Below are 23179 nucleotides of genomic sequence, written 5' to 3'. Positions count from 1 at the left end.
CCTCCGTCAGGAGGAAAAATGTGTGATGTAGTGTGATGCTGCGTGGTGTGCACAGCGTGCCCTGCGCCGCCTAGGATTTCATTTCAAAACTGTGAATGCGCATCGGAGTGGCAGAGCTCTTATCGAATTCAACGCCGGCATGAATCCCGACTTCGGCGATACGCTGTGCGCTGACATCCTGATCGTAGACTGCATACATCGCACCCAAGGCAAAATTGCGGCCGCTGCCTATGCCCCAGAAACGATCGAAACTGAACACTTCGCGATACGAGTACACACCGAAAATACCGTAAGGATTGGCAATCAAGGCAGTAATCTGCGATGACTCGTAGGGATCGTCTTCATCCTCTTTGGTATTCAGGAAATACTGATCCTTGAGGATGGTGTGTACCTTGGAAAAGGTCTCAAACACCTCATCGCGCGTATTCAGCTTGCAGTCTTCGCCCATGCCGGTCAGCAGCTTGCGCATCACCGGAAAATGCGCGGCGGTGCCAGCCAGCGTGATATACGATTCGCCAACCTGGAATATCTTGTTGTTGACCTCATAAGCATGCGACAAACGGGTATCGCCGAACGTCACCAGCGAATCAGACGCAATCGCGATTTGCCCATTTTTTTTGACGACAACACAGGTAGTCATAGTTGCTCTCCATCGGTATGCCAAATGGCTGCAAGCGGCGCAAAATGAAAAAACCGGCTTTCAGTTTGCGCCGCCTGGCATTACAACAATGTCTTGCGCATGTCGGCCAGCACGTCAGCCAGATAGACGCTGAATCGTGCACCCATGGCGCCGTCGACAACGCGATGATCGTAAGACAAGGAGGTAGGCATCATCAGGCGCGGCACGAATTGCTTGCCGTCCCAGACCGGTTTCATCGATGCTTTCGACAAGCCCAGGATCGCCACTTCAGGCGCATTGATGATCGGCGTGAATGCCGTACCGCCGATACCGCCCAATGAAGAAATCGTGAAGGTTGCGCCTTGCATGTCGGCCGGCTTCAACTTGCCGTCGCGGGCTTGGGCAGACAACTCGCCCATTTCCTGGGCGATCTGGCCGATGCCCTTTTTGTCGGCGTCCTTGATCACCGGTACTACCAGGCCGTTCGGCGTGTCGGCGGCAAAGCCGATGTTGTAGTACTGCTTGAGGATCAGGTTTTCACCCTTGGCATCGAGCGAGGAATTGAATGCCGGGAATTTTTTCAGCGCAGCGACACTGGCCTTGATCACGAATGCCAGCATGGTCAGCTTGACCGGCGACTTGGCCTTGGCATAACTGTCATTGGCTTGCTTGCGGAATTCTTCCAGCTCGGTGATATCGGCTTCGTCGAATTGCGTGACGTGCGGAATCATGACCCAGTTGCGATGCAGGTTCGGACCGCTGAGTTTTTTGATGCGTGACAACGGCAGCAACTCGGTCGGGCCTTGCTTGCTGAAATCCAGCGACGGCCATGCCAACAGATCCAGTCCGACACCGCTACCGCCTTTGCTGCCGGCAGCAACTGCGCTACCGCTGGCAGCACCTGACATCACGCCCTTGACGAAATTCTGTACATCTTCGTGGGTGATGCGAGCCTTGATGCCGGTGCCGGCAACACGGCTCAGGTCAACGCCCAGTTCACGCGCGAATTTGCGCACCGATGGCGATGCATGCGGAATGCTGCCGCTGGCATGGACCGGCGCTGCCGATACCACTGGAGCTGGTGCAGCTGCCGCAACTACCGGAGCCGGTTTGTTTTCTACCGCTGCAGGTGCCGGGGCCGGAGCCGCCGCCGCTGCAGCCGGAGCACTGGCTGGCGCCGGTGCAGCTGTAGCCGCATCGGCTTCAAGTACCAGCACCAAAGTGCCTTCCTTGACCTTGTCGCCCAGCTTGACTTTCAATTCCTTGATCACACCCGCATGACTGGACGGGATTTCCATGCTGGCCTTGTCGGATTCGACCGTGATCAGCGATTGATCAACCTTTACCGTGTCACCGACCTTGACCATCAATTCAATGACTTCGACTTCACTGACGTCGCCGATATCCGGGACTTTGACTTCCACCATACTCATCGCTTAGCTCCATTTATTCTGCCCGCTGTAAGGTACTAGCCAGTACCTCACAGTCGTGGAAATGTATGTTCGTAGGGTGGGCACTCCGTGCCCACGCGGTAGCTGCAGCACGTGCATCCGCGTGGGCACAGGGTGCCCACCCTACAAAACCGGTTATTGCGTGACCGGATTCGGCTTCTCCGGATTGATACCATACTTGGTAATCGCATCGGCGACAACCGAGGCTTTGATCTTGCCTTCGTCCGCCAATGCCTTCAATGCCGCCACCGCCACATAGTAGCGATTGACTTCAAAGAATTCACGCAGCTTGGCGCGGGTATCGGAGCGGCCGAAACCGTCCGTGCCCAGCACCTTGTAAGTACGGCCGGCAGGAACGAAAGCACGCGCCTGCTCAGCGAAAGTACGCATGTAATCGGTGGAGACGATGATCGGACCGGTGGTGTCTTTCAGGCATTGGGTGATGTGCGCCAGACGTGGTGCTTCGGTCGGATGCAACATGTTCCAGCGCTCGACATCCTGGCCGTCGCGGGCCAGCAAGGTGAACGATGGCGCCGACCAGATATCGGCATCGACGCCCCAGTCGCTGGCGAGCAATGCCGCACCTTCGATGACTTCGCGCAGAATCGTGCCGGAACCCATCAGTTGTACGCGCTGCTTGTTCTTCTTGCCACCTTCCTGCAGCAGGTACAGACCCTTGATGATGCCCTCTTCCTGGCCTTCCTTGAGACCTGGATGGCTGTAGTTCTCGTTCATCAGCGTCAGGTAGTAGAACACATCTTCCTGATTAGTGACCATGCGGCGCAGACCGTCATGCATGATGACCGCGACTTCGTGCGAGAAGGTCGGATCGTAAGGAACGCAGTTCGGGATGGTCGAAGCCAGTACATGGCTGTGGCCGTCTTCATGCTGCAAGCCTTCGCCGTTCAATGTGGTACGGCCGGCAGTGCCGCCCAGCAGGAAGCCACGGGCACGCATGTCGCCTGCTGCCCAAGCCAGGTCGCCGATACGCTGCAGACCGAACATCGAGTAGTAGGTGTAGAACGGAATCATGACCCGGTTGTTGGTCGAGTAGGAAGTTGCCGCAGCAATCCATGAACTCATGCCGCCGGCTTCGTTGATCCCCTCTTGCAAGATCTGGCCAGCCTTGTCTTCACGGTAGTACATCACCTGGTCTTTATCGACCGGCTCGTACAGCTGGCCGACCTGGCTGAAAATACCGATCTGGCGGAACAAGCCTTCCATACCGAAAGTACGCGATTCGTCGACCATGATCGGCACTACGCGCTGGCCCAGGCTCGGGTCGCGCAGCAGGATGTTCAGGATACGCACGTAAGCCTGGGTCGTGGAAATTTCACGGCCTTCAGCAGTCGGCTCCAAGGCGCCCTTGAATGCGGACAATTCCGGCACCACCAATACTTCGTCAGCTTTCTGACGGCGTTGCGGCAGGTAACCGCCCAGCTCTTTGCGGCGGGCGTGCAGGTATTGCATTTCCGGGGTGTCGTCGGATGGCTTGAAGAACGGCACGTCAGCCAGCTTGTCGTCGGGAATCGGCAACTGGAAGCGGTCGCGCATGGCCTTGATGGCTTCGTCGTCCAGCTTCTTGGTGTTGTGCGCAGTATTGCGCGCTTCGCCCGATTTGCCGAAGCCGTAGCCTTTGATACTCTTGACCAGCAAGACGGTCGGCTGGCCCTTGTGTTCTTGCGCCACTTTGAAAGCAGCGTAAATCTTGTGCGGATCGTGACCGCCACGGGTCAGGTGCCAGATATCGTCGTCCGACATCTTGCTGACCAGTTCCAGCAACTTCGGATGCTTGCCGAAGAAATGCTTGCGCACGAAAGCGCCATCCTTGGCTTTGTAGTTCTGATATTCGCCGTCGACGGTTTCCATCATCACGCGCTGCAGGATGCCTTCCTTGTCGCGCGCCAGCAGATCGTCCCAACCTGCGCCCCAGATTACCTTGACCACGTTCCAGCCGGCGCCGCGGAAATCGCTTTCCAGTTCCTGGATGATCTTGCCGTTACCGCGCACCGGGCCGTCCAGGCGCTGCAAGTTACAGTTAACTACAATCACCAGGTTGTCCAGACGTTCGCGACCGGCCATGCCGATGGCGCCCATCGATTCCGGCTCGTCCATCTCGCCATCACCGCAGAAGGCCCATACCTTGCGATTGGCGGTATCGGCGATACCGCGCGCATGCAGGTATTTCAGGAAACGCGCCTGGTAAATCGCCATCAGCGGGCCCAGGCCCATCGATACGGTAGGGAATTGCCAGAAATCCGGCATCAGCTTCGGATGCGGGTAGGAAGACAGGCCGTTGCCGTCGACTTCGCGACGGAAATGCAGCAGTTGTTCTTCAGTCAGACGGCCTTCGAGGAAAGCGCGGGCGTAGATGCCTGGCGACGAGTGCCCCTGGATGTACAACAGGTCGCCACCGTGGTTTTCAGACGGTGCATGCCAGAAATGGTTGAAGCCGATACCCAGCATGTTGGCCAGCGAAGCAAAGCTGGACAGATGGCCGCCAAGGTCGCCGTCGAGGCGGTTGGCCTTGACCACCATTGCCATCGCATTCCAGCGCATCCACGAGCGCAGACGCTCTTCGATCTCCAGATTGCCAGGGCAAGGCTCGCCCATGTGGGCCGGGATGGTATTGACGTAAGCGGTGTTGCTGGAAAACGGGATCTGGGCGCCACGGCGGCGGGCCAGGTCGACCATTCTTTCCATCAGATAGTGGGCGCGTTCAGGGCCTTCGGTTTCAATAACAGCTTCGAGCGCATCAAGCCATTCTTGGGTTTCTATGACGTCTGGATCGTTGGCGGCCTGGGCCAAAACCTGGTCGAGCTGGGCTGACATGCTGAGTCTCCTGAATTTGTGCGCCTGTCCAATTTGGCATCGGATTAGCGGGTTGGGTCGCAAGCATCTACGTCACTTCGTAGACGGACGCCAAATTCTAACAGGAGTTTTTTCCATTTCCAAATAGCGATATTTGATTTCACAATGCGAAAATATGCTGCATAGCAAGGCAAAATACTATGGGGAATCGCGGCTGATTAGCTTTTTCATTGTATCGAAAAGCCGAATTCCACCCTGAAATTCAATACCGCAATGCAGCAATAGTTACATATTGACATCGATAAAATCTGACTTATAGCTAATTCGATATAACGACTACGGTAAATCTAAGTAAAAAAGCGCTGCCTCCCGGAAGGAAGCAGCGCTTTTTAATCATCGGTAGGGCGGGCAAGTTTTTTGCCCACGCGGGATTCACAACACGCACATACTTGTTTCCGCGCCACGCGGGTGAGTACTCAGAGTCACGCGTGGGCATTCATGCCCACCCTACGCCGTCTTGCCACCCTTCTTCTTGGCGCCGATGCGGCTTTCCTTGCCAGCCAACAAATTGCCGATGTTTTTTGCGTGGCGGTATATCAGCAAAGCACTCATCACCACAATCGCCAGCAAAATCATGTCCGGTCCTTCCATCAAGGCATAAAAGAATGGTGCGAATACACTGGCAATCAAAGCCGCCAGCGAGGAATAGCGAAACGCATAGGCCACGATCATCCAGGTGGCGATGGTGGCCAGGCCCAGCCAGAGGCTGATGCCAATCAGGATACCGAGCAAGGTGGCCACACCTTTGCCGCCGGCAAAACGGAAGAAGACTGGCCACAGATGTCCCAAAAACACCGCCACGGCAGCCAGCGCAACGGCGCCATCGCCCAGGCCGAATTGCGGCCCGTATTTTTGTGTGAGCCACACCGCCAGCCAGCCCTTGAAACCATCGCCGAACAAAGTCAGGGCTGCCGCGGTTTTATTCCCGCTGCGCAGGACATTGGTGGCGCCGGGATTATTCGAGCCGTAGGTACGCGGATCCCCCAACCCGAATATCTTGCTGGTGATGATGCCGAACGATACCGAACCGATCAGGTAGGCGGCAAGCGCGAATAACAATATGTACATGCGTGTCTCTTTCTTTTGTATTTGGTTGATTCAGGGCTTGTTTTCAAGCTTCCTTACGGGCCTACCGGCTTTACTCGTCCAGCGCACACTGGACCGCTTTTGCTTGCAACAGATCCGCCACGCTTTGCGGCGCCATGCCGATCAGGTAACCACGCCGGCCACCGTTAATATATATCTTCTGCAAGGCCAGGATACTTTCTTCCATATAGACCGGCAGCGCCTTGCGGGTAGCGAACGGCGAAGTGCCGCCGATCAGATAACCGGAATGGCGGTTCGCCACCTCCGGCTTGCATGGTTCGACCGATTTGCAGCCGATTTGCCGTGCCAGGTTTTTGGTCGACACCTTGCGGTCGCCGTGCATCAGGATGATCAAGGGTCTGGCCGCCTCATCCTGCATCACCAGCGTCTTCACCACATGATGTTCGTCCACCCCTAATGCGCGCGCCGATACCGTGGTGCCGCCATGTTCTTCATATGCATAGGGGTGCTCGGAAAAGACCGCGCCGTGCTTGCGCAAGAATTGCGTCGCCGGGGTCTCTGAAATATGTTTTGTCATACCGGGTATTTGAACGCAGCGCCCTGTGTCTGAGCGTCTGCTGGCAAATCATGTTTTCGTTCGTAAAACTTGACGCAGCAGCAATCCCTGCCGCTGATCCACGCTGATCGGGCTGACCGCCGCGTTTAACGCTTAAGGCTGCTTTGGCTCGTCGGAAGCCGGTTCACCGGTTGCTGGCAGTTCGGACTCTGCCGCATCTTCTGCTTCAACTTCGGTGGAGGAACCTTTTTCCGCCTTACGCTTCAGCTTTTCTTCCTTCTTTTTTTTCTTCTCTAACTCTTTTTGCCTTTTTTCATACTGAAAATTCGTTTTTGCCAATTGCGCCCCCTAAATAGACTCTTGAATAGATGTATTACAGGATACAGGAGAATAATTGGGAAGATGCAGAATTCAATTTAATGGAGATTATCAAAAAATCAACCCCGCGGATGATGCGCCGCATGCAGTGCCTTCAAGCGCTCACGCGCTACGTGAGTATAAATTTGGGTCGTTGATATATCGGCATGCCCCAACAGCAATTGCACTACGCGCAAATCCGCGCCGTGATTCAGCAGATGAGTAGCGAAGGCATGCCGCAAGGTATGCGGCGACAGCGGCGCATTGATGGCTGCCTTGAGTGCGTATTTCTTGATCAAGATCCAGAACATCTGGCGTGTCATGGCGCCGCCGCGAGCCGTCACGAACAATGCATCGTCCATCTGACCGTCCATGATCTGGCCGCGCGCATCTTTCAGGTAGCGCACGATCCAGTTCCGCGCTTCCTCGCCGAACGGCAGCAGGCGCGTTTTATTACCCTTGCCGGTAATCCGCAACACGCCTTCGTTCATGCCGACTTCCAGCGTTTTCAGCAACACCAGCTCCGATACCCGCAAGCCGCTGGCATACATCAGCTCCAGCATGGTGCGGTCGCGCAGGCCGAGCGGCGTCGCAACATCAGGCGCTGCCAGCAAAGCTTCAACCTGGGCTTCGGACAAGATCTTGGGAAAACGCGGCGCCTGCCTGGCTGAGCGCAAATGCAGGCAAGGATCGACGCTGATGCGGTTTTGCCGCAATGCCAGCAGATAGAAACGCTTCAGCACCGCCAGGCGGCGATTCGAGGAGGTCGGCTTGCTGGTTTCATGTTTGGCCAGGAAATACGCGTTCAGATCGCCGGCATGGATGGTAAGCAAGGACTTGCCATCCGGTTGCGCCTGCAACCACAGGGCGAACAGCGTCATGTCGCGCCGATAGGCTTCAAGCGAGTTCTTGGCGAGGCCGTCTTCCAGCCACAAGCTGTCGCAGAACTCGTCAATTGCGGTTTGATGATCGGTGTTTAGTGCCGGTTTCGCCTGTGTTTCAGCTTTGGACCTTCTCACAAGACGGCCACGCCTTCATGCTCCAGCAACCAGCGTTTGACACGCAGATGGAAGCCATCCTCGTCGTCGTGATGAGAAAAGCCGCCGATGCCACCGGCTGCGGTTACCCGATGGCAGGGAATCACCAGCGGAAACCAGTTGGCTCCGCAGGCCTGTCCAACCGCGCGCGGCGCCGACACTATGAGCTTGGCAACCTGGCCATAAGTGAGCACTTCCCCACGCGGTATTGCGGCAATCGCCTTCCATACCCGTTGCTGGAAAGCTGTGCCTAGCGGCGCCAGGGGCAGGTCGAAGCGGAAATCGGGTTGTTCCAGATAACGGCAGATCTGCTTGACCGCGCGTGCGGCCAACGCATCGGTGGCGTCTTTTTCGTGAAATGAAGGAGGGAGATAGACCAATTCCTGCAGCAAGCCCGCTTCTGTGCGTATACCCATCGCACCGAATGGCGCAGCAACCACGGCTGTGAAGTGCTGCGCTGGAAGCTGGCCGCCGGCAGCGCGCTTTAATGGACTATCCGAGATTATATTCATACCGCTAGCATAAAATAAAAAAGGCGCATCTGTCGATGCGCCTCAAATTACTTCGTATGCACTCCCGGCCGTTTAGACAGCTTCATTTGGAATGCAAGGTCTCCTCAGTATCCCCGGTATCAATACCGTTCTTATGCACCACCACCTACAATCCCGTTTATTCAACCTGGTTGGCAATCGCTGCTTATCACTGCTTATCACTGATTAACCGCTCTTGCCAGACGCTTAAAAAAATCCGAATTCTGTGCCACATAACTACTGTTTGCAGGAAACCGAAATCCGGTTCAATTTGCCGCTTTTATGTCCCGCAATGTCAAATTGTGGTCGCACTGTAACAGGTGTTACCCGAGTTTAACAAATAATTTATATGAATCATTTTGACTAAACAACATAGGTTTTCACTAAACCCTTATCAAACCAACACTTACTAACAACCACGGAATTTCCATAAGGAAATTAGTATCAGCACCTTGCCCTTAAAATTACGCAAGATGGCTCTGCGTGTCTACAATCGAGCCTGTTTTCTAACAATATCCGCCACTCCATGTATATCGTCAACCTGTTGTTTCCAGATTTCTCGCTGATACTGCTGGGAGCGATCTTGCACCGCATAACCAACTGGGGGAGTGGATTCTGGACCGGGGCGGAGAAACTGGTGTATTTCCTGCTCTTCCCCGCTTTGCTCTTTTATTCCACTGCACGCACTCCTCTCAGCTTCGACACCAGCGGCAAGATGCTGATGGTCGGCATGTGCGCGCTGCTCGGCGCCATCGTCCTTACCTGGCTGGGCAAACCGTGGATCAAGGCAGCACCCATGGATTACGAATCAGGCATGCAAACCGGCTACCGTTTCAATTCATATATGGCGCTGGCCCTGGCGGCCAGGCTAGGCGGCGAGCAGTCGACCGGCATGATGGCGATGCTGATCGGCTTTGGCGTGCCTTTATGCAATCTGGCGGCGGTGCATGCCCTGGCGCATAAAAGCGGCGGCTTGCTCAAGGAACTGGCGCGCAATCCCTTGCTGATCGCCACCGCTTGCGGGCTCTTGTATAGCCTGTGCGGCCTGCAGATGCCGGAAGTAGCGGGAGCGGTCTTGTCGCGACTCGGCAACTCCGCACTGGCGCTGGGCCTGCTGCTGGTAGGAGCGGGCCTGCGCCTGAGCGGCGCGCACCGGGCCAAGGCGCTGACCGGATATTTCCTGGCGGTCAAGCTGCTGGCGCTGCCGACCATCGCCTGGTTGCTGGGACGGTGGCTGGGACTGGCACCATCGCAACTACAGATCGTCGTACTGTTTTGCGCCTTGCCGACCGCTTCCAGCGCCTACATTCTAGCGGCCAGGATGGGCGGCAACGGCCCTTTGGTAGCATTCATGATTTCCGTCGGCACCATGCTGTCGGCGCTGACCTTGCCGTTCTGGCTGTGGGTTTTGCAGCATTAAACAATCAGGCGCCGTGTTGCTGCAACGCCCATGCCACATGCTCCCGCACCAGCTCGGACGGATCGTCATTGCGCTGCTGCAGGGCGGCGATGATCTCCGGCGTGCCGGCGCCGGCCGCCGCGGTATTGCCGAGACCCACCGCCATATTGCGCAACCAGCGTTGATAGCCGATGCGGCGAATCGGACTGCCTTCCATGCGGCTATTAAACTGCTCCTCGCTCCAGCCGAATAATTCCACCAAGGTGGCCCGATCGAGCCCGTTGCGGACATCGAAATCGCCCAGCGTGGACGGCTGCGCAAATTTGTTCCACGGGCAGAACAGCTGGCAATCGTCGCAGCCGTAGACGCGGTTACCGATCAACGGCCGTAGTTCCACCGGGATGCTGCCTTTCAATTCGATCGTCAGGTAAGAGATGCAACGACGGGCGTCGAGCCGATATGGACCGACGATCGCCTTGGTTGGACAGACATCGATACAGGCGCTGCATTGCCCGCAATGCGAGCTGGTGGGCTGGTCGACCGGCAACGGCAGGTCGGTCAGGATTTCACCGAGAAAGAAAAACGATCCGGCCTCGCGATTCAATAATAAGGTGTGCTTGCCACGCCAGCCCAGGCCAGCCTTCTGCGCCAGGGCCACCTCCATCACCGGCGCCGAATCGGTAAACACGCGGTAACCGAAATCGCCGATCTCGCCTTTGATCCGATCCGCCAGCTGCTGCATACGCGACCGCAGCACCTTGTGATAATCGCGTCCGCGCGCATACAGCGACACCGTGGCCGTGCCGGAGGCGGCAGGTTCCAGCCGCGCTTGTTCGCGTGAGCGCCAGTTGCTTTGATCACCCTGATCAGCCGGCTCGTTTTTATAGGCGCGCGGCAGATAATCCATGCGTACCGCTATCGCCCGGATCGCACCGGGCACCAGTTCTGCGGGCCGGGCGCGCTTCATTCCGTGCGCTGCCATATAATCCATCTCACCGTGATAGCCAAGCTCTAGCCATGCCGTGAAGCCAGCCTCTTGCTGCGCCAGATCGACATCGCTGATGCGGATATCGGCAAAGCCAAGCTCCCGCCCCCACGCTTTGATGGTGGTGGCTAGCGCTGCTAAGTTTTGTTCGGTGACTACCATGGCTGGACGACTTAAAGACTTGATGCAAAACGACTCGATTTAAAAAATTTGATTTAAAGCGAGCTCTAAAAATTCCGTCATCCCCGCGAACGCGGACACCGAGGTGGAGAATCCAAGTTACTGATTTAAAATGGATTCCCGCGTTCGCGGGAATGACGGGGTCACCAATGACGTAACAGGGTTATTCGAGTTGCCCTTAAAAGACTAGATACGAAGGACTATGTGACGAGATGCCCCATTTTACTACTCACCTGCACGATGAAGCCGGAACCAACGCTCTGGGAGCCGCATTGGCGAGAGCTTTGCTGCCCGGGCTGACGGTTCATTTGCATGGCGATCTGGGTGCAGGCAAGACCGCACTGACCCGCGCCTTGCTGCACGCCGCCGGTTATGAGGGCCACGTCAAAAGTCCTACTTACACTTTGGTGGAACCTTATACCATCCAGATAGCCCAACAGACGGTCGAAGTAATGCATTTCGATTTGTATCGGATGGCCAGTCCGGATGAATTCCTGGAGGCCGGCTTCCGCGAATACTTCAACCAAAGCACCATCTGTATCGTCGAATGGCCGGAAAAAGCCGCTGCTGCGTTGCCGCCACCCGACATCAATGTATTACTCAGTGTTTCCAGTGTTTCCGACAAGGGACGTGATGTAGAATTGCAGGCGTTATCTGATAAGGGTAGTCAATGTCTCGCTCGACTGAAATTTGCACCAAACCTTTAAAATCAAAAGTCCGCCGCACCATACTCAAGGCCGGCGGCACCTTGCTCATTTCAGTATTGGCGCCGCTGTCGGCGCGCGCCGCGCAAATTGTCGCGGTACGGGTCTGGCCGGCAGAAGACTACACTCGCGTCACGCTGGAAAACGACTCGGAACTGAAAACCACCCACTTCCTGGTGCAAAATCCGGATCGCATGGTGGTCGATATCGAAGGCATCGAACTCAATCCGACATTGAAGGAACTGGTCGCCAAGATTCAGCCTAACGACCCCTATATCAAGCAAGTCCGGGTCGGACAGAACCGCCCCAACGTCGTGCGGCTGGTGTTCGACCTGAAGGAAGAAGTCAAACCGCAGGTGTTTACCCTGGCGCCGGTGGGCGGCTACCAGCATCGGCTGGTATTCGATTTGTATCCGGCCAATCCGCCCGACCTGATCGCCGCCATGATTGAAAAGGGTGAATGGCCATCCGCCAACCCGGGCGAAATCGCACCGCCTGTGGCACAAACCAAACCACCGGTACTAAAACCGCAGCTGCAACCACAGCCGGAACCACCGCCGCAAATCGCCCGCGTCGATCCCAAAGCCGACAAAACCCCGACCCCGACGTTAACGCGCATGATCACCATCGCCCTCGATCCGGGGCATGGCGGTGAAGATCCTGGCGCTACCGGGCGCGGCGGCAACCGCGAAAAAGACGTTGTGCTCTCGATTGCCAAGCGGCTCAAGGCCAAGATCGAGCAACAGCCGAACATGCGTGTGATGCTGACGCGCGACGCCGATTACTTTGTACCGCTCGGCGTGCGCGTGCAAAAAGCCAGGAAGGTGCAAGCCGACCTGTTCGTTTCCATCCATGCCGACGCCTTCGTGACGCCGACAGCACGCGGTTCCTCCGTATTTGCCTTATCGGAAAAAGGCGCCAGTTCAACCGCTGCGCGCTGGCTGGCCAACAAGGAAAACTCGGCCGACCTGATCGGCGGCATCAACATCAAGAGCCACGATCGTCAACTGGCGAGCGTGCTGCTGGATTTGTCGACCACGGCACAGATCAACGACAGCATGAAACTCGGCAGCGCGGTATTGAATGAAATCGGCGGCATCAACAAATTGCACAAAGGTGCGGTCGAGCAAGCCGGTTTTGCGGTGTTGAAAGCACCGGATATCCCTAGCATCCTGATTGAAACCGCGTTTATTTCGAATCCGGAAGAAGAAGCGAAACTGACTGACAACGCTTATCAGGATCAGATGGCGGATGCGGTCCTGAAAGGGATCAAGAAGTATTTTGCCCATAATCCACCGCTGGCAAGGAACCGTTTGACCTGAGTAACTGAGCCGGGTCTTAAAGCCGGTCTTAAAACCGCTCTTAAAACAATAAGGGCGCGCTGCAAATCTTGCAGCGCGCCCTTATTTCATTGTGCTTCGGTTGTACTTCGGTTGTGCTTATGCTCCGCGCATTTTCCGGTAGAACTTCCACAGGCCGCCTAACGCCACCGGCACCACCGCTGCGCCAACCCCGACCAGAACAATCGTGTTCAGGTGATCGCGGATAATCGGGATATTGCCGAAGAAATAACCGGCCGAGACCAGGCCGATCACCCATATCAAGGCGCCGGTAATATTAAAGAACTGGAACTTGGAGAAAGTCATCTCGGACACCCCCGCCACGAACGGTGCAAAAGTCCGCACGATCGGCACGAAACGCGACAGGATAATGGTCTTGCCGCCGTGATGCTCATAAAACGCATGGGTCTTTTGCAAGGCCTTCTTGTCCAGCCATCGATAATCATGGGTATAGACCTTATGCCCGATCAGGCTGCCTATCCAGTAATTCAGCGTGTTGCCGGTAGTTGCCGCGATAATCAGCAAACCCATCAGCAGCCAGATATTCATTTCACCGGTTGCGCAAAACGCACCGCCGATAAATAACAAGGTATCGCCAGGCAAAAACGGCAATACCACCAGGCCGGTTTCGCAAAAAACTATCAGAAACAGGACCATGTAGACCAGGGTGCCATATTCCTTGATCAAGAAGCCGAGGGATTTATCGACGTGCAGGATGACGTCCACGAATTGCATAAAGTCCATATTTTTTTCCTTAGTTAGCGCCGGAATAATACACTACGAAAGACAGCAAACAATTAGATCCGCCAATTGTTTCTGCTCAAAATAGCAAGGCTTCCGGGAGGCAACTCGCTGCAGCGGGTGCGCGCTTCGGTATAATCGCGGCATGAATGCACCGCTCTCCCCCATCCGCGCTATCCAGCAACTCCCAGACAACCTGATTTCGCAAATTGCGGCAGGTGAAGTGGTCGAACGACCTTCCGCCGTGGTCAAGGAACTCCTGGAAAATGCGCTGGACGCAGGCGCCACCCAAATCACGGTGCGGCTGGAACAAGGCGGCGTCAAACGCATCGCCATTACCGATAACGGCCGCGGTATCGCGCCGGAACAGCTGCCATTGGCGCTGGCGCGTCATGCGACTTCAAAAATCAGTTCGCTGCATGACCTGGAAAATGTCGCCACGCTAGGATTCCGCGGCGAAGCGCTGGCATCCATCGCTTCGGTATCGCAACTGACCCTGACCTCGCGCACCGCCGACGCCGGCCACGCCTCGGAAATCGACGGCAGCACGCTGGCCGTGACGCCATCATCCGGCGCACAAGGCACCACGGTCGACGTCCAAGACCTGTATTTCAATACACCGGCCAGGCGTAAATTCCTGAAATCGGATCAAACCGAATTCGGTCATTGCGCCGAAGTGGTACGGCGTATTGCTTTAGCTCGGCCGGATGTGTCGTTTTCGCTGACGCACAACGGCAAGACTGTCGATCACTGGATCATCACAGAAATCGGCAAGCGCAGCGCCAGCATCCTCGGCAACGAATTCGCCAATGCCCGCCTGGCGCTGGATGAAGGCGCCGGACCGCTGCGCCTGCATGGTTTTGTCGGTTTGCCGACCGCCTCCAAGGCGCGCGCCGACGCCCAGTATTTCTACGTCAATGGCCGCTTCGTGCGCGACAAATTGCTGGTTCATGCGGTTCGCGCGGCCTATCAAGACGTGTTGCATGGTGACCGCTATCCCTCGTACGTCTTGGGGCTGGATCTGGACCCGGCGCTGGTCGACGTCAACGTCCACCCGTCGAAAATCGAAGTACGCTTCCGCGACAGCCGCGCGGTTCACCAGTTCGTATTTCATGCGGTCAGCCGCGCGCTGGCGCAAACTTCCGCCACCTCGTTTGGCGCAACGCCGGCGCCATTGCCCTCGCCCAGCGGCGCGATGCCGTGGATTCGCGGCTCGCAAGAACATCTGCAGGCGATTTTGCAACCGGGCGTACAAGTGCCACAGCAGCAAACCTCATTCGGCCCGCAATTTGCGCCCGCCGCCAACGGCGTAGCGCAAACCACAGCTAATTACGGCGCATTGTTTACAGATAATCAGCGCGTCGCTGCAAACTATCCGACAGCACTGCAGCCTGCCAGTCAAACGCTGCCGAGCGACGATTTCCCGCTAGGCTTCGCGCTGGCCCAGTTGCACGGTATTTATATCCTCGCGCAAAACACCAAGGGCCTGGTGCTGGTCGACATGCACGCCGCCCACGAGCGCATTTTGTACGAACAATTGAAAGGCGCCCTGGATGAAGATGCGATGCAGGTGCAGCCGCTGCTGATCCCGGTCACCTTCTTTGCCGATGCGGTTGAAGTCGGCACCGCCGAAGAAAACCAGGAAACCCTGCATGCATTGGGTTTCGACATCGCCGCCATCTCGCCCACCACACTGGCGGTACGCTCGGTCCCGGCATTGTTGAAGAATGCCGATGCACAGACGCTGGCACGCGATGTGTTGCGCGACGTGCGTGAATTCGGCGGCTCGCGTGTTCTGGTCGAACGTCGCAATGAACTGCTCGGCACCCTGGCATGCCATACCGCCGTGCGCGCCAACCGCAGCCTGACGGCGCCGGAAATGAACGCCCTGCTACGCCAAATGGAAGCCACCGAACGCGCCGACCAGTGCAATCATGGCCGTCCCACCTGGAGCCAGCTAGCGCTGTCGGACCTGGACAAATTATTCTTGCGTGGTCAATAAGCGGTATGTCATCACAGCCAGCAACACCAACGTCGGCCGCAGCCAAGCCGCTGGTAGTCGCCATCATGGGCCCTACAGCATCCGGTAAAACCGCAGCCGCACTGGAAATCGCGAGACACATCCCATCCGAAATCATTTCGGTCGATTCGGCCCTGGTATATCGCGGCATGGATATCGGCACCGCCAAGCCCAGCCGCGCCGAACTTGCCACGGCGCCGCACCACCTGATCGACATCATGGAGCCGACGCAATCCTATTCGGCCATGCAATTCCGCGACGATGCGCTGCGCCTGTTCGATGAAATCCATGCGCGCGGCAAGCTGGTGCTGATGGTCGGCGGCACCATGCTGTATTTCAAAGCCCTGCGCGACGGCCTCGACGCCCTGCCGCAAGCCGATCCGCAACTGCGCGCCCGGCTGGACGCCGAAGCAGCCGTGATCGGCGTGCCCGGCATGCACGCCAAGCTGGCGCAGCTAGACCCGGTCACCGCCGCCCGCCTCAAACCCAACGATAGCCAGCGCATCCAGCGCGCCCTTGAAGTCATCGAGCTGAGCGGTCAGACCATGTCCTCGCTGCTGACCGACCGGCCGGCGCCGGAGCTACCGTTTGATATATTGCCGATAGCGCTGGAACCGTCGGATCGCAGCGTACTGCATGAACGGATCGCACGGCGCTTCGATCTGATGCTGGATTTGCAAAGCGGTGGGCTTATTGCGGAAGTAGAAACGCTGCGCGCCCGCGGCGATCTGCACCTTGGCCTGCCGTCGATGCGTTGTGTCGGCTATCGGCAAACCTGGGAATATCTGGATGGCCAGTACGGTTACCAGGAATTGCGCGAAAAAGGTATCGCGGCTACTCGTCAGCTAGCCAAACGCCAGCTTACCTGGCTGCGATCCATGCCGGAACGGGTTGTGATTGACTGTATTGGCGATAATGTTGCCGATACGGTGCTGGAGACCGTGATAACAGCCCTCAAACAGCGATAACACCACGAAATTGGCCTTGGAAAATATCCGGAAGCTGTTTTTGTTGACAGGATTTGGCGAAATGCGTCATAATTTAGGGCTTGATTGGTGATATAGCTCAGTTGGTTAGAGCACAGCACTCATAATGCTGGGGTCGGTGGTTCAAGTCCACCTATCACCACCAAGAACACGTTTTAAGAAGTCCAGCAACGTACAGAAACCCGCCTCTAGCCTAGTGCTGATGCGGGTTTTTTGTTTTAGGGCGTCCTGCGGCGTCCATTTACATCCGGCTTTTTTGCATATACATTTGAATATACAAACCCCCGTATATGAAAACCGGTATATGCAAAATGCCTAAACTAGCCAAGCCACTAACTGACATCCAGCCCCGCAACGCCAAGGGCGGCGTGAAACCAAAGGGCTTCGGCGGACGAAAAGAAGACGAGCCAACCGACAAGCCCTATACGCTGCCTGATGGCGGCGGCTTGTATTTACTAGTCAATCCAGACGGCTCCAAATACTGGCGTATGCAATGCCGCTTCGCCGGCGCGCCACGACTGCTTGCCTTTGGGAAATATCCAGATGTATCGCTTGCCACCGCCCGCGAATTGCGCCAACAAACCAAGGCACAGATCAGGGCCGGCATTGACCCAGCCCAAGCCAAGCGGATCGACAAGATAAACAAAGCGACTGCCAACGCCAACACCTTCGAGGCTGTGGCGCGTGAGTGGCACGCCAATAAGGTCGACACCTGGCAGCCACGCACCGCCGCCAACGTGTTACATCGACTCGAAAAAGATGTTTTCCCGTTGATCGGCAAACAGCCTATTGCGGACATCAGAGCGCCCGTCATGCTGGACGTGCTGCGCCAAATTGAGAAGCGCGGCGCTGTTGATATGGCGAAGCGCCAGGGCCAGGTATGCGGCCAGATATTCCGCTATGCCATCGCCAGCGGCAAAGCAGAGATCGATCCCGTACCTAGCCTGCGCGGCGCACTCAAGGAAACATCAAAGGGACATCACGCGGCAATCACGCCCGATGAGCTGCCGGAATTCCTCAGAGCCTTCGAAAAGATCGAAGGCCGGATGTACGCGCCCACCAGGATCATGTTTCGGCTGATGATGCTAACTTTCGTTCGCACCAGCGAGTTGACGACAACGGCATGGTCAGAGATCGACATCGAGAATGAGGATTGGGTAATCCCGTGGCAGCGCATGAAAATGGGCAAGAAGCGATTGAACCCGCGCAAAGTCGATCACCACGTATTTTTGCCGAGCCAAGGCTGGGAGCTGCTTAGAGAGCTTAAGGAACATACCGGCAACAACAAGTACCTATTCCCCAACCTGCGCGACCCTAGCCAGCCGGCGACCAACTACGGCATCCTGGCGGCAGTGAAGCGCATGGGCTATAGCGGCAAGATGACCGGTCACGGGTTCCGCTCGCTGGCGATGGGCGTCATCAAAGAGCGCTTGGGCTATCGCCACGAGGTCGTAGACCGTCAACTGTCTCATGCGTCCGGTGACACCTACGGCGAGGCATACGACCGCGCCCTATTCCTTGATGAGCGCAAAGTGATGATGCAGCAGTACGCGGACTACTTGTATTCGGCGGCCAGCGGCAAGGTAATCGCCGGCAAATTTGGGAAGGCAGCATGAGCGCCCGTAAAAAATATCCCACAAGCGCCATGCTGATTAGCATGATCACGCGTAAACCCGTCCAACTACCGCACGAAGCCCAAGAAGAGGCCGCAGCCACAACGACGGACGATCACGATGACTTTGTGTATCAGGCTTTCTTGGATCTTATTAGCAAACCGCCGTGCTTCAATACGCTACCCGACAATCCCGCAATTATCGAATGCCCGAGAGAACGGTTAATGCGCCTGGGTGAAGAAAGCATTCAAGAGGGAAAACCCAGCCTCCTCTATCTATTCTTGCTGGAACAAACGCGAGGCGGCACAAAGCTACCGCACATCACCAATCGTGCACTACACACCGCACAAAAGCGCCTAGATATTAAGAATGCGTTCGTAGATTTCTTGGCGACACATCCACAACTAGGTAACTTCAAAGAAGCAAAAAAAAGATTTCGTATGAAACTTGAAGAGACTCCAAAGCCACCAAGTCAGGCGGCGGTGGATGACGCCCTTAAAGAACACCACCTTAACTGGAGTTCCTACAGCATCGATGCATCGCGAAAAAATCGAGGGATCAACAAAAAGTAATTTCGTGTCGCATCTGGCACCAGTCACGCCAGCACAATGCTCCTTGTTCGATACGGCCAGATCGTATTGAGTTCTAATCAATCCAAAACAAGGAGCATTTTTATGAATCAAATCCGCCCACTCCCAACAACCGGCTATTTGCGCCTTCCGGATGTTCTCCACTACTTCCCCGTCAGTAAGTCCACATGGTGGGCCGGAGTCAAATCAGGCAAATACCCAGCCGGAAGGAAGTTGTCCGAAAGATGTACAGCCTGGCGAGTGGAAGACATCCGCGCCTTGATCGCACAGCAAGAGGTGGCGGCATGAGCGGCACTCAAATTTCACCAGACGGTGACGACTTCATGACACCCGAATGGATGCAGCAGCGCGCCCATGACCTTGCCGTCATGAATGCGCACGGCCTCATGCGGAACAGCGCAATGCTTGACGACGCCACTCTTGCCGAATGGCTCGACGGAGCACACATCCAAGGTTCTGCCGACTACTTCGACGGCTTTGCGGTTCTGTTCGGGTTTGATCGGCACGGCCAGGATTTTGTCGTCATCAAAAGCGACGATGAAGGCGGCTTGCACTTCGCGTTGATCGCAGAAAGGAGCCACCATGCAAAAGCTTAAATTCTCGCAACTCGATCCCACCCACAAGCGGCTTGTTTACCAACTCGCCGACGAGGCCGAAACACTGACACCGTGCATTCTCGCCGCAGCGTCACATATCGGCGAGCTATGGGAGCTGAGGTTTTTCTTTGATCACTTCCCGCGAGGGACGTACAAACACGCCCAACTTGTAAGCCGGCTTCGCCCTGGAAACACGGAAGCCGGAAGCCTCCTCGATTGCATTCAGCGCGTAGCGCCCGAATATGCAACGCTGGGGCAGCGTTACGGGTCGGAGCTTGATGAGTTGCTGTCAGAGCTGGCATGAAACGCTACGGGCCTGTAATACAGCCTAATGCCCCATCCGTTGCAGGGTTTGTGCCGCTCGCGCAAATCCTGCAAGCGCAGTCGCCCGAAAAGCTGGCGGCAGCGCGGGCGCGAGCGGCTACATTCGACCGCGCCGTGTTGATCGACAAGTTCCGCGCCGCGTTCGCCGGTGGCAAGCGCGTAGTGGCATTTGTCCTGGCTGATGAACTTAGCAAACGAGGGCTTCCGCCTTGCTTTCGGCATCATCATTTGTCCGCGACAACCTACAGCACAAACCAGGAATTTGACTTGATGGCGTTCGACCTTCGATGGCTGCGGCGTGAGTATCCAGATCATGTACGGGCGGTTAAATTCAAACGATGTAGAGCCTTGTTTGTTGGCAGTGAATCTGGCTTTCACCGTGAGGCGGAGTTTGCGTTTTATGGTGGCGTTCGCGCCGCCTGGAAACTCGTAAAATCGTTTTGCCTGACCGAAGAGCAGCAGCTTGATTGCTTTTGGCTACGATCAGCACCTATAGCCAAGCGGCTTGAGACAGCCCACGCAATGCGCGATAAAGTGTTCAAAGCTCTCCAGGGCGATTTGCAGGCTACACGGCGCACAAAGACCTTTACTGACGATGACGCAAAAGCAGCTCTACTTCGGCGTCATCGGCTTTGGGTTTGCCGTGGGCATACGACGGGCGGCCCTTCCGAAATTGCAAAAAAATACAAGCAGTTGACCGGTGAAGAAATCAGTCGACAAATTGTGTCTAGGCAACTTTGTTTGGTGGATGAAGTGCTGCGAAAATCGAGATCAAATCGAGATGAGAATTGAGATAAAACGATAGATACGTACTCCTCTCTCAGAGCAAGCTCTGAGGGTGTTTCGGAGCAAGTCTAGAGCTAGGCTAGACGCGGGTTTAGACCTGTTCCCCAATGAGATGAAAAGCACCCAATCATAACCAAACCGCGTAACAGGCCACCTTACACATTTTGTCACAGGTCAAGCCCCAACTATTGCTTGACTAACTGACATCGGACGCGACAAAATAGTTGCCAATTAATAACAGTTCTTAAACATCAATGTCATTGAATATTGCTGTAATACAACTAACTCTGATAATGGTTGCGCATCAGTTGCGTAACAATTCAGGGGGTGAATATTTAACAAATCCGTCATCGGCTCCGGACTCAAAGAGCCGTCAATTAACTAGGGGAAATGCAATTGCAACAATCAGCAAGAACACAAGCGGAACTATGTGACACTCTCGAAGCAATGACAATCAAACAAACCATCGATCACGGGTTTGCGCTTGTTCACTTCGGCGACATCGCAGGACAGCCCACAATCGCCATCTCAACCTGTCGCGGCGACGGCGGCGGATTCATCATTCAGTAACCAGGACGACTAGCCAAGGGAAACCCCTTTCGCTAGTCGCCTTGATGAGTAAGTCACCAGTGACGATACCAGGAACTAGTAACGCATAACGCCGGCCCGAAATTTTTTGGTGGCCGACCTGGCTTAAGTCACTCTTTGGGGTCGGTAATGAGGTTTTTGAGGTCACCTTTGTTGAGGACAGCCAAGACGCCGGACTCGCCGTAGATGGTGTATCGGTATTTTTCTTCCGCAACTCTGGTGACGCTGTCATAGGTCGCCATCGTTCCGTCCTGCATCTCCACTTTGACCGTACTCATGTTGGCTCCTTCGCCTGGATGTTTGGAGTGGGAAACATCCCACTTTTCGGCATTGTAGTGCCGCTGCTTATAATGTGCTTTGACGTGTACGATTTTTGTCGGAATATCGACACGTTAAACTCTTCAGTTAGTTATCCACAGCAGCGACCGGACGCGAAAAGACGAAGTCCTAGAAAAAATGGCAACACTGGATGGGGGTATAGCGTTCAACTTTGGCCCGTAAATGATGAAATCTTATACATTAACCATCTATCAATAACATGAAAAAAACACTGATTTCCCTGGCTGCCGTTATCGCCCTCACCGGCTGTCACAACTCGCCACTGAAGCCTGAAGATGCCTTGGTGAAGCCGGACAAGATTTACGCCACAAAGCTCGCCACGCCGTCAGCCGGCACCGCCCCTGTCCTCATTCAACGCCCCGCCGCGCATTTTGGGTGGATGCAGACCACCTACCTCTACGTTGACGGTAAATATGCCGCCGACATGGAGAACGGCCAGCAGGTGTCAATTTACCTTCCCTTTGGAGCGCACCAGATCGGCGTCAAGGTGTACGACAGCAACCATCCATCCATTCAAGTCAGGGAGGCCGAAGTGACCGTCGCGGAAGGTGGCACGTATGCCTTCAAAGTGTTTATGCCTGGCCCTGCCGGTTGGGAGATCCAGCGCGACCACCATCCAGGCTAGATCGTCGGCTACAACTGCAATCAAGCAACTAAGGGACAAAATGAAAAAACTACTGATCTATATGCTGTTGGTCGCATCGCCGGCATTTGCGTTTGATGGGAGTAGGCTCAAAGAATATATGCTTGCCAACGAAGCGGTAACGGCACGAAAGCCTCGCGCTGACGCCTATGGTGCGGGGGTGGCTGTCGGCTATGTGACTGGTGTAGCCGACGCCCGTAGAGGGGAGTTTTGGTGCCCGCGGCCTGGCGTTACATACGGGCAGACTATGGATGTTGTTGCAAAGTACCTGCGCGACCACCCCGAAAGGCTAGACTCGAATGCAGATGATCTTGTAGTTACCGCTCTCCATTACGCCTTCCCCTGTCCAAAGAAGTGATGGGACTCTTATCCAGGCGGTCACTTCGCCTCAAGCAGCGCAGTAAACAATAAAACTATTATAGATAAAATATTGATATATAAATACAATAACACTTCAACTCAAGCCAACGAGACCGGCCCCGAGATAACGCCACGAATCACGCAAGGAAATATTTTTGCATATATCCTTGCATATATTTTTACATTCAACCTAGTTGATATCGTTTATTCATAACGGTTTCAAGGCATTATTCAATTCCACCTATCCCACCAGAACACAAGGCCGTAACCCGCATGAATAGTGGGTTGCGGCTTTTCTGTATATCCAATCCCACCTGCATACTGATCAACCAAATTACCCTGTTGTTGGGACAGAGTTGAGCAGACAATCCTGCCCACCTAATGATTATCTAAGGAATGTCTGAATAAGTCCCAAACAAACCGATATTAATAAAAGCTACTTTTTTAAACCAAAAAAATGCGACTTCAAGACTACGAATATCAGATTAAGTCGGGCGGTTCATCGCCCGACTTAGCG

Annotated in this window: 24 protein-coding genes and 1 tRNA gene; 14 read left to right on the top strand and 11 right to left on the bottom strand. The window is 55.4% G+C overall.

All coding sequences use genetic code 11. The features are described 5' to 3' along the window. Positions 1 to 70: 70 nt before the first annotated feature. The 8 genes from KHU29_RS18250 to KHU29_RS18215 all read right to left on the bottom strand — a co-directional run bounded on the left by KHU29_RS18250 (position 71) and on the right by KHU29_RS18215 (position 8354). Complete coding sequence (locus tag KHU29_RS18250; RefSeq protein ID WP_211454478.1) at positions 71 to 640, bottom strand: Ntn hydrolase family protein; 570 nt, start codon at positions 638 to 640, stop codon at positions 71 to 73. An 80-nt stretch (positions 641 to 720) separates the two neighbouring features. Further along, positions 721 to 2052, bottom strand: a complete 1332-nt coding sequence (gene aceF, locus KHU29_RS18245) for a dihydrolipoyllysine-residue acetyltransferase (RefSeq protein ID WP_211454477.1) — start codon at positions 2050 to 2052, stop codon at positions 721 to 723. A 153-nt stretch (positions 2053 to 2205) separates the two neighbouring features. Further along, positions 2206 to 4902 (bottom strand): pyruvate dehydrogenase (acetyl-transferring), homodimeric type, encoded by a 2697-nt coding sequence (gene aceE, locus KHU29_RS18240; RefSeq protein ID WP_211454475.1) that lies wholly within the window; start codon positions 4900 to 4902, stop codon positions 2206 to 2208. Positions 4903 to 5388: 486 nt separating this feature from the next. Then, a complete protein-coding gene (gene plsY / locus KHU29_RS18235; RefSeq protein ID WP_211454473.1) occupies positions 5389 to 6009 on the bottom strand; it encodes a glycerol-3-phosphate 1-O-acyltransferase PlsY in 621 nt (206 codons plus the stop codon). Between the two features lie 70 nt (positions 6010 to 6079). Further along, positions 6080 to 6565 (bottom strand): Cys-tRNA(Pro) deacylase, encoded by a 486-nt coding sequence (gene ybaK / locus KHU29_RS18230; protein ID WP_211454471.1) that lies wholly within the window; start codon positions 6563 to 6565, stop codon positions 6080 to 6082. A 132-nt stretch (positions 6566 to 6697) separates the two neighbouring features. Beyond that, on the bottom strand, positions 6698 to 6883 hold the full coding sequence (locus KHU29_RS18225; protein WP_092353727.1) for a hypothetical protein: 186 nt from the start codon (positions 6881 to 6883) through the stop codon (positions 6698 to 6700). Between the two features lie 98 nt (positions 6884 to 6981). Further along, positions 6982 to 7920 (bottom strand): site-specific tyrosine recombinase XerD, encoded by a 939-nt coding sequence (gene xerD, locus KHU29_RS18220; RefSeq protein WP_211454469.1) that lies wholly within the window; start codon positions 7918 to 7920, stop codon positions 6982 to 6984. Then, positions 7917 to 8354, bottom strand: a complete 438-nt coding sequence (locus KHU29_RS18215; protein WP_425514489.1) for a methylated-DNA--[protein]-cysteine S-methyltransferase — start codon at positions 8352 to 8354, stop codon at positions 7917 to 7919. Before KHU29_RS18215 ends, xerD begins: the two co-directional genes overlap by 4 nt. Positions 8355 to 8994: 640 nt before the next feature. Here KHU29_RS18215 and KHU29_RS18210 point away from each other — a divergent pair. Continuing rightward, on the top strand, positions 8995 to 9888 hold the full coding sequence (locus KHU29_RS18210; RefSeq protein ID WP_211454465.1) for an AEC family transporter: 894 nt from the start codon (positions 8995 to 8997) through the stop codon (positions 9886 to 9888). 4 nt (positions 9889 to 9892) lie between these two features. On the opposite strand, the gene queG is transcribed toward KHU29_RS18210, so the two are convergent. Continuing rightward, positions 9893 to 11014, bottom strand: a complete 1122-nt coding sequence (queG, locus tag KHU29_RS18205; RefSeq protein WP_211454463.1) for a tRNA epoxyqueuosine(34) reductase QueG — start codon at positions 11012 to 11014, stop codon at positions 9893 to 9895. A gap of 230 nt (positions 11015 to 11244) precedes the next feature. Here queG and tsaE point away from each other — a divergent pair, with 230 nt between their 5' ends. Both tsaE and KHU29_RS18195 read left to right on the top strand, forming a co-directional pair. Beyond that, positions 11245 to 11739, top strand: a complete 495-nt coding sequence (gene tsaE, locus KHU29_RS18200) for a tRNA (adenosine(37)-N6)-threonylcarbamoyltransferase complex ATPase subunit type 1 TsaE (RefSeq protein ID WP_211454460.1) — start codon at positions 11245 to 11247, stop codon at positions 11737 to 11739. Continuing rightward, complete coding sequence (locus tag KHU29_RS18195) at positions 11703 to 13058, top strand: N-acetylmuramoyl-L-alanine amidase (protein ID WP_211454458.1); 1356 nt, start codon at positions 11703 to 11705, stop codon at positions 13056 to 13058. Before tsaE ends, KHU29_RS18195 begins: the two co-directional genes overlap by 37 nt. Before the next feature lie 117 nt (positions 13059 to 13175). On the opposite strand, the gene KHU29_RS18190 is transcribed toward KHU29_RS18195, so the two are convergent. After that, on the bottom strand, positions 13176 to 13820 hold the full coding sequence (locus KHU29_RS18190) for a VTT domain-containing protein (RefSeq protein WP_211454456.1): 645 nt from the start codon (positions 13818 to 13820) through the stop codon (positions 13176 to 13178). 142 nt (positions 13821 to 13962) lie between these two features. Here KHU29_RS18190 and mutL point away from each other — a divergent pair, with 142 nt between their 5' ends. From mutL to KHU29_RS18140, 9 genes are all read left to right on the top strand, one after another. Next, entirely contained in the window at positions 13963 to 15819 is a 1857-nt protein-coding gene (mutL, locus tag KHU29_RS18185) for a DNA mismatch repair endonuclease MutL (RefSeq protein ID WP_211454454.1), read from the top strand. 5 nt (positions 15820 to 15824) lie between these two features. Next, positions 15825 to 16805 (top strand): tRNA (adenosine(37)-N6)-dimethylallyltransferase MiaA, encoded by a 981-nt coding sequence (miaA, locus tag KHU29_RS18180; protein ID WP_211454452.1) that lies wholly within the window; start codon positions 15825 to 15827, stop codon positions 16803 to 16805. Between the two features lie 86 nt (positions 16806 to 16891). Then, positions 16892 to 16968: transfer RNA gene (locus KHU29_RS18175), tRNA-Met, on the top strand. A 145-nt stretch (positions 16969 to 17113) separates the two neighbouring features. After that, positions 17114 to 18439 carry a tyrosine-type recombinase/integrase gene (locus KHU29_RS18170; protein WP_246542226.1) on the top strand — a complete coding sequence of 442 codons (1326 nt, stop codon included), beginning with the start codon at positions 17114 to 17116 and terminating at the stop codon, positions 18437 to 18439. Beyond that, positions 18436 to 19008 (top strand): hypothetical protein, encoded by a 573-nt coding sequence (locus KHU29_RS18165; RefSeq protein WP_211454449.1) that lies wholly within the window; start codon positions 18436 to 18438, stop codon positions 19006 to 19008. The genes KHU29_RS18170 and KHU29_RS18165 overlap by 4 nt, the downstream gene beginning before the upstream one ends. Positions 19009 to 19310: 302 nt before the next feature. Beyond that, positions 19311 to 19622, top strand: coding sequence for a hypothetical protein (locus tag KHU29_RS18155; protein ID WP_211454445.1), 312 nt, complete (start codon positions 19311 to 19313; stop codon positions 19620 to 19622). Beyond that, positions 19609 to 19926: a hypothetical protein gene (locus KHU29_RS18150; protein ID WP_211454443.1), complete on the top strand. Its 318-nt coding sequence runs from the start codon at positions 19609 to 19611 to the stop codon at positions 19924 to 19926. Before KHU29_RS18155 ends, KHU29_RS18150 begins: the two co-directional genes overlap by 14 nt. After that, positions 19923 to 20738, top strand: coding sequence for a hypothetical protein (locus tag KHU29_RS18145; RefSeq protein WP_211454442.1), 816 nt, complete (start codon positions 19923 to 19925; stop codon positions 20736 to 20738). The genes KHU29_RS18150 and KHU29_RS18145 overlap by 4 nt, the downstream gene beginning before the upstream one ends. A gap of 390 nt (positions 20739 to 21128) precedes the next feature. After that, positions 21129 to 21302 carry a hypothetical protein gene (locus tag KHU29_RS18140; RefSeq protein ID WP_211454440.1) on the top strand — a complete coding sequence of 58 codons (174 nt, stop codon included), beginning with the start codon at positions 21129 to 21131 and terminating at the stop codon, positions 21300 to 21302. A 128-nt stretch (positions 21303 to 21430) separates the two neighbouring features. On the opposite strand, the gene KHU29_RS18135 is transcribed toward KHU29_RS18140, so the two are convergent. Then, a complete protein-coding gene (locus KHU29_RS18135) occupies positions 21431 to 21598 on the bottom strand; it encodes a hypothetical protein (RefSeq protein ID WP_211454438.1) in 168 nt (55 codons plus the stop codon). A 260-nt stretch (positions 21599 to 21858) separates the two neighbouring features. Here KHU29_RS18135 and KHU29_RS18130 point away from each other — a divergent pair, with 260 nt between their 5' ends. Continuing rightward, positions 21859 to 22284: a hypothetical protein gene (locus tag KHU29_RS18130; RefSeq protein WP_211454436.1), complete on the top strand. Its 426-nt coding sequence runs from the start codon at positions 21859 to 21861 to the stop codon at positions 22282 to 22284. Continuing rightward, complete coding sequence (locus KHU29_RS22565; RefSeq protein WP_425514488.1) at positions 22217 to 22660, top strand: Rap1a/Tai family immunity protein; 444 nt, start codon at positions 22217 to 22219, stop codon at positions 22658 to 22660. The genes KHU29_RS18130 and KHU29_RS22565 overlap by 68 nt, the downstream gene beginning before the upstream one ends. The last annotated feature ends 519 nt before the right edge of the window (positions 22661 to 23179 follow it).

Source organism: Collimonas antrihumi, from assembly GCF_018304965.1.
Taxonomy (GTDB): domain Bacteria; phylum Pseudomonadota; class Gammaproteobacteria; order Burkholderiales; family Burkholderiaceae_D; genus Collimonas; species Collimonas antrihumi.
The sequence above is the reverse complement of the archived record's forward strand: the minus strand, read 5'-3'. Positions and strand labels throughout refer to the sequence as shown.

Excerpts from the sequence above, each read along its gene's own strand:
- KHU29_RS18250 (WP_211454478.1), bottom strand. The coding sequence starts at position 640 with ATGACTACCTGTGTTGTCGTCAAAAAAAATGGGCAAATCGCGATTGCG.
- aceF (WP_211454477.1), bottom strand. The coding sequence starts at position 2,052 with ATGAGTATGGTGGAAGTCAAAGTCCCGGATATCGGCGACGTCAGTGAA.
- aceE (WP_211454475.1), bottom strand. The coding sequence starts at position 4,902 with ATGTCAGCCCAGCTCGACCAGGTTTTGGCCCAGGCCGCCAACGATCCA.
- plsY (WP_211454473.1), bottom strand. The coding sequence starts at position 6,009 with ATGTACATATTGTTATTCGCGCTTGCCGCCTACCTGATCGGTTCGGTA.
- ybaK (WP_211454471.1), bottom strand. The coding sequence starts at position 6,565 with ATGACAAAACATATTTCAGAGACCCCGGCGACGCAATTCTTGCGCAAG.
- KHU29_RS18215 (WP_425514489.1), bottom strand. The coding sequence starts at position 8,354 with ATGGGTATACGCACAGAAGCGGGCTTGCTGCAGGAATTGGTCTATCTC.
- KHU29_RS18210 (WP_211454465.1), top strand. The coding sequence starts at position 8,995 with ATGTATATCGTCAACCTGTTGTTTCCAGATTTCTCGCTGATACTGCTG.
- queG (WP_211454463.1), bottom strand. The coding sequence starts at position 11,014 with ATGGTAGTCACCGAACAAAACTTAGCAGCGCTAGCCACCACCATCAAA.
- tsaE (WP_211454460.1), top strand. The coding sequence starts at position 11,245 with ATGCCCCATTTTACTACTCACCTGCACGATGAAGCCGGAACCAACGCT.
- KHU29_RS18195 (WP_211454458.1), top strand. The coding sequence starts at position 11,703 with ATGTCTCGCTCGACTGAAATTTGCACCAAACCTTTAAAATCAAAAGTC.
- KHU29_RS18190 (WP_211454456.1), bottom strand. The coding sequence starts at position 13,820 with ATGGACTTTATGCAATTCGTGGACGTCATCCTGCACGTCGATAAATCC.
- mutL (WP_211454454.1), top strand. The coding sequence starts at position 13,963 with ATGAATGCACCGCTCTCCCCCATCCGCGCTATCCAGCAACTCCCAGAC.
- miaA (WP_211454452.1), top strand. The coding sequence starts at position 15,825 with ATGTCATCACAGCCAGCAACACCAACGTCGGCCGCAGCCAAGCCGCTG.
- KHU29_RS18170 (WP_246542226.1), top strand. The coding sequence starts at position 17,114 with ATGAAAACCGGTATATGCAAAATGCCTAAACTAGCCAAGCCACTAACT.
- KHU29_RS18165 (WP_211454449.1), top strand. The coding sequence starts at position 18,436 with ATGAGCGCCCGTAAAAAATATCCCACAAGCGCCATGCTGATTAGCATG.
- KHU29_RS18155 (WP_211454445.1), top strand. The coding sequence starts at position 19,311 with ATGAGCGGCACTCAAATTTCACCAGACGGTGACGACTTCATGACACCC.
- KHU29_RS18150 (WP_211454443.1), top strand. The coding sequence starts at position 19,609 with ATGCAAAAGCTTAAATTCTCGCAACTCGATCCCACCCACAAGCGGCTT.
- KHU29_RS18145 (WP_211454442.1), top strand. The coding sequence starts at position 19,923 with ATGAAACGCTACGGGCCTGTAATACAGCCTAATGCCCCATCCGTTGCA.
- KHU29_RS18135 (WP_211454438.1), bottom strand. The coding sequence starts at position 21,598 with ATGAGTACGGTCAAAGTGGAGATGCAGGACGGAACGATGGCGACCTAT.
- KHU29_RS18130 (WP_211454436.1), top strand. The coding sequence starts at position 21,859 with ATGAAAAAAACACTGATTTCCCTGGCTGCCGTTATCGCCCTCACCGGC.
- KHU29_RS22565 (WP_425514488.1), top strand. The coding sequence starts at position 22,217 with ATGCCTTCAAAGTGTTTATGCCTGGCCCTGCCGGTTGGGAGATCCAGC.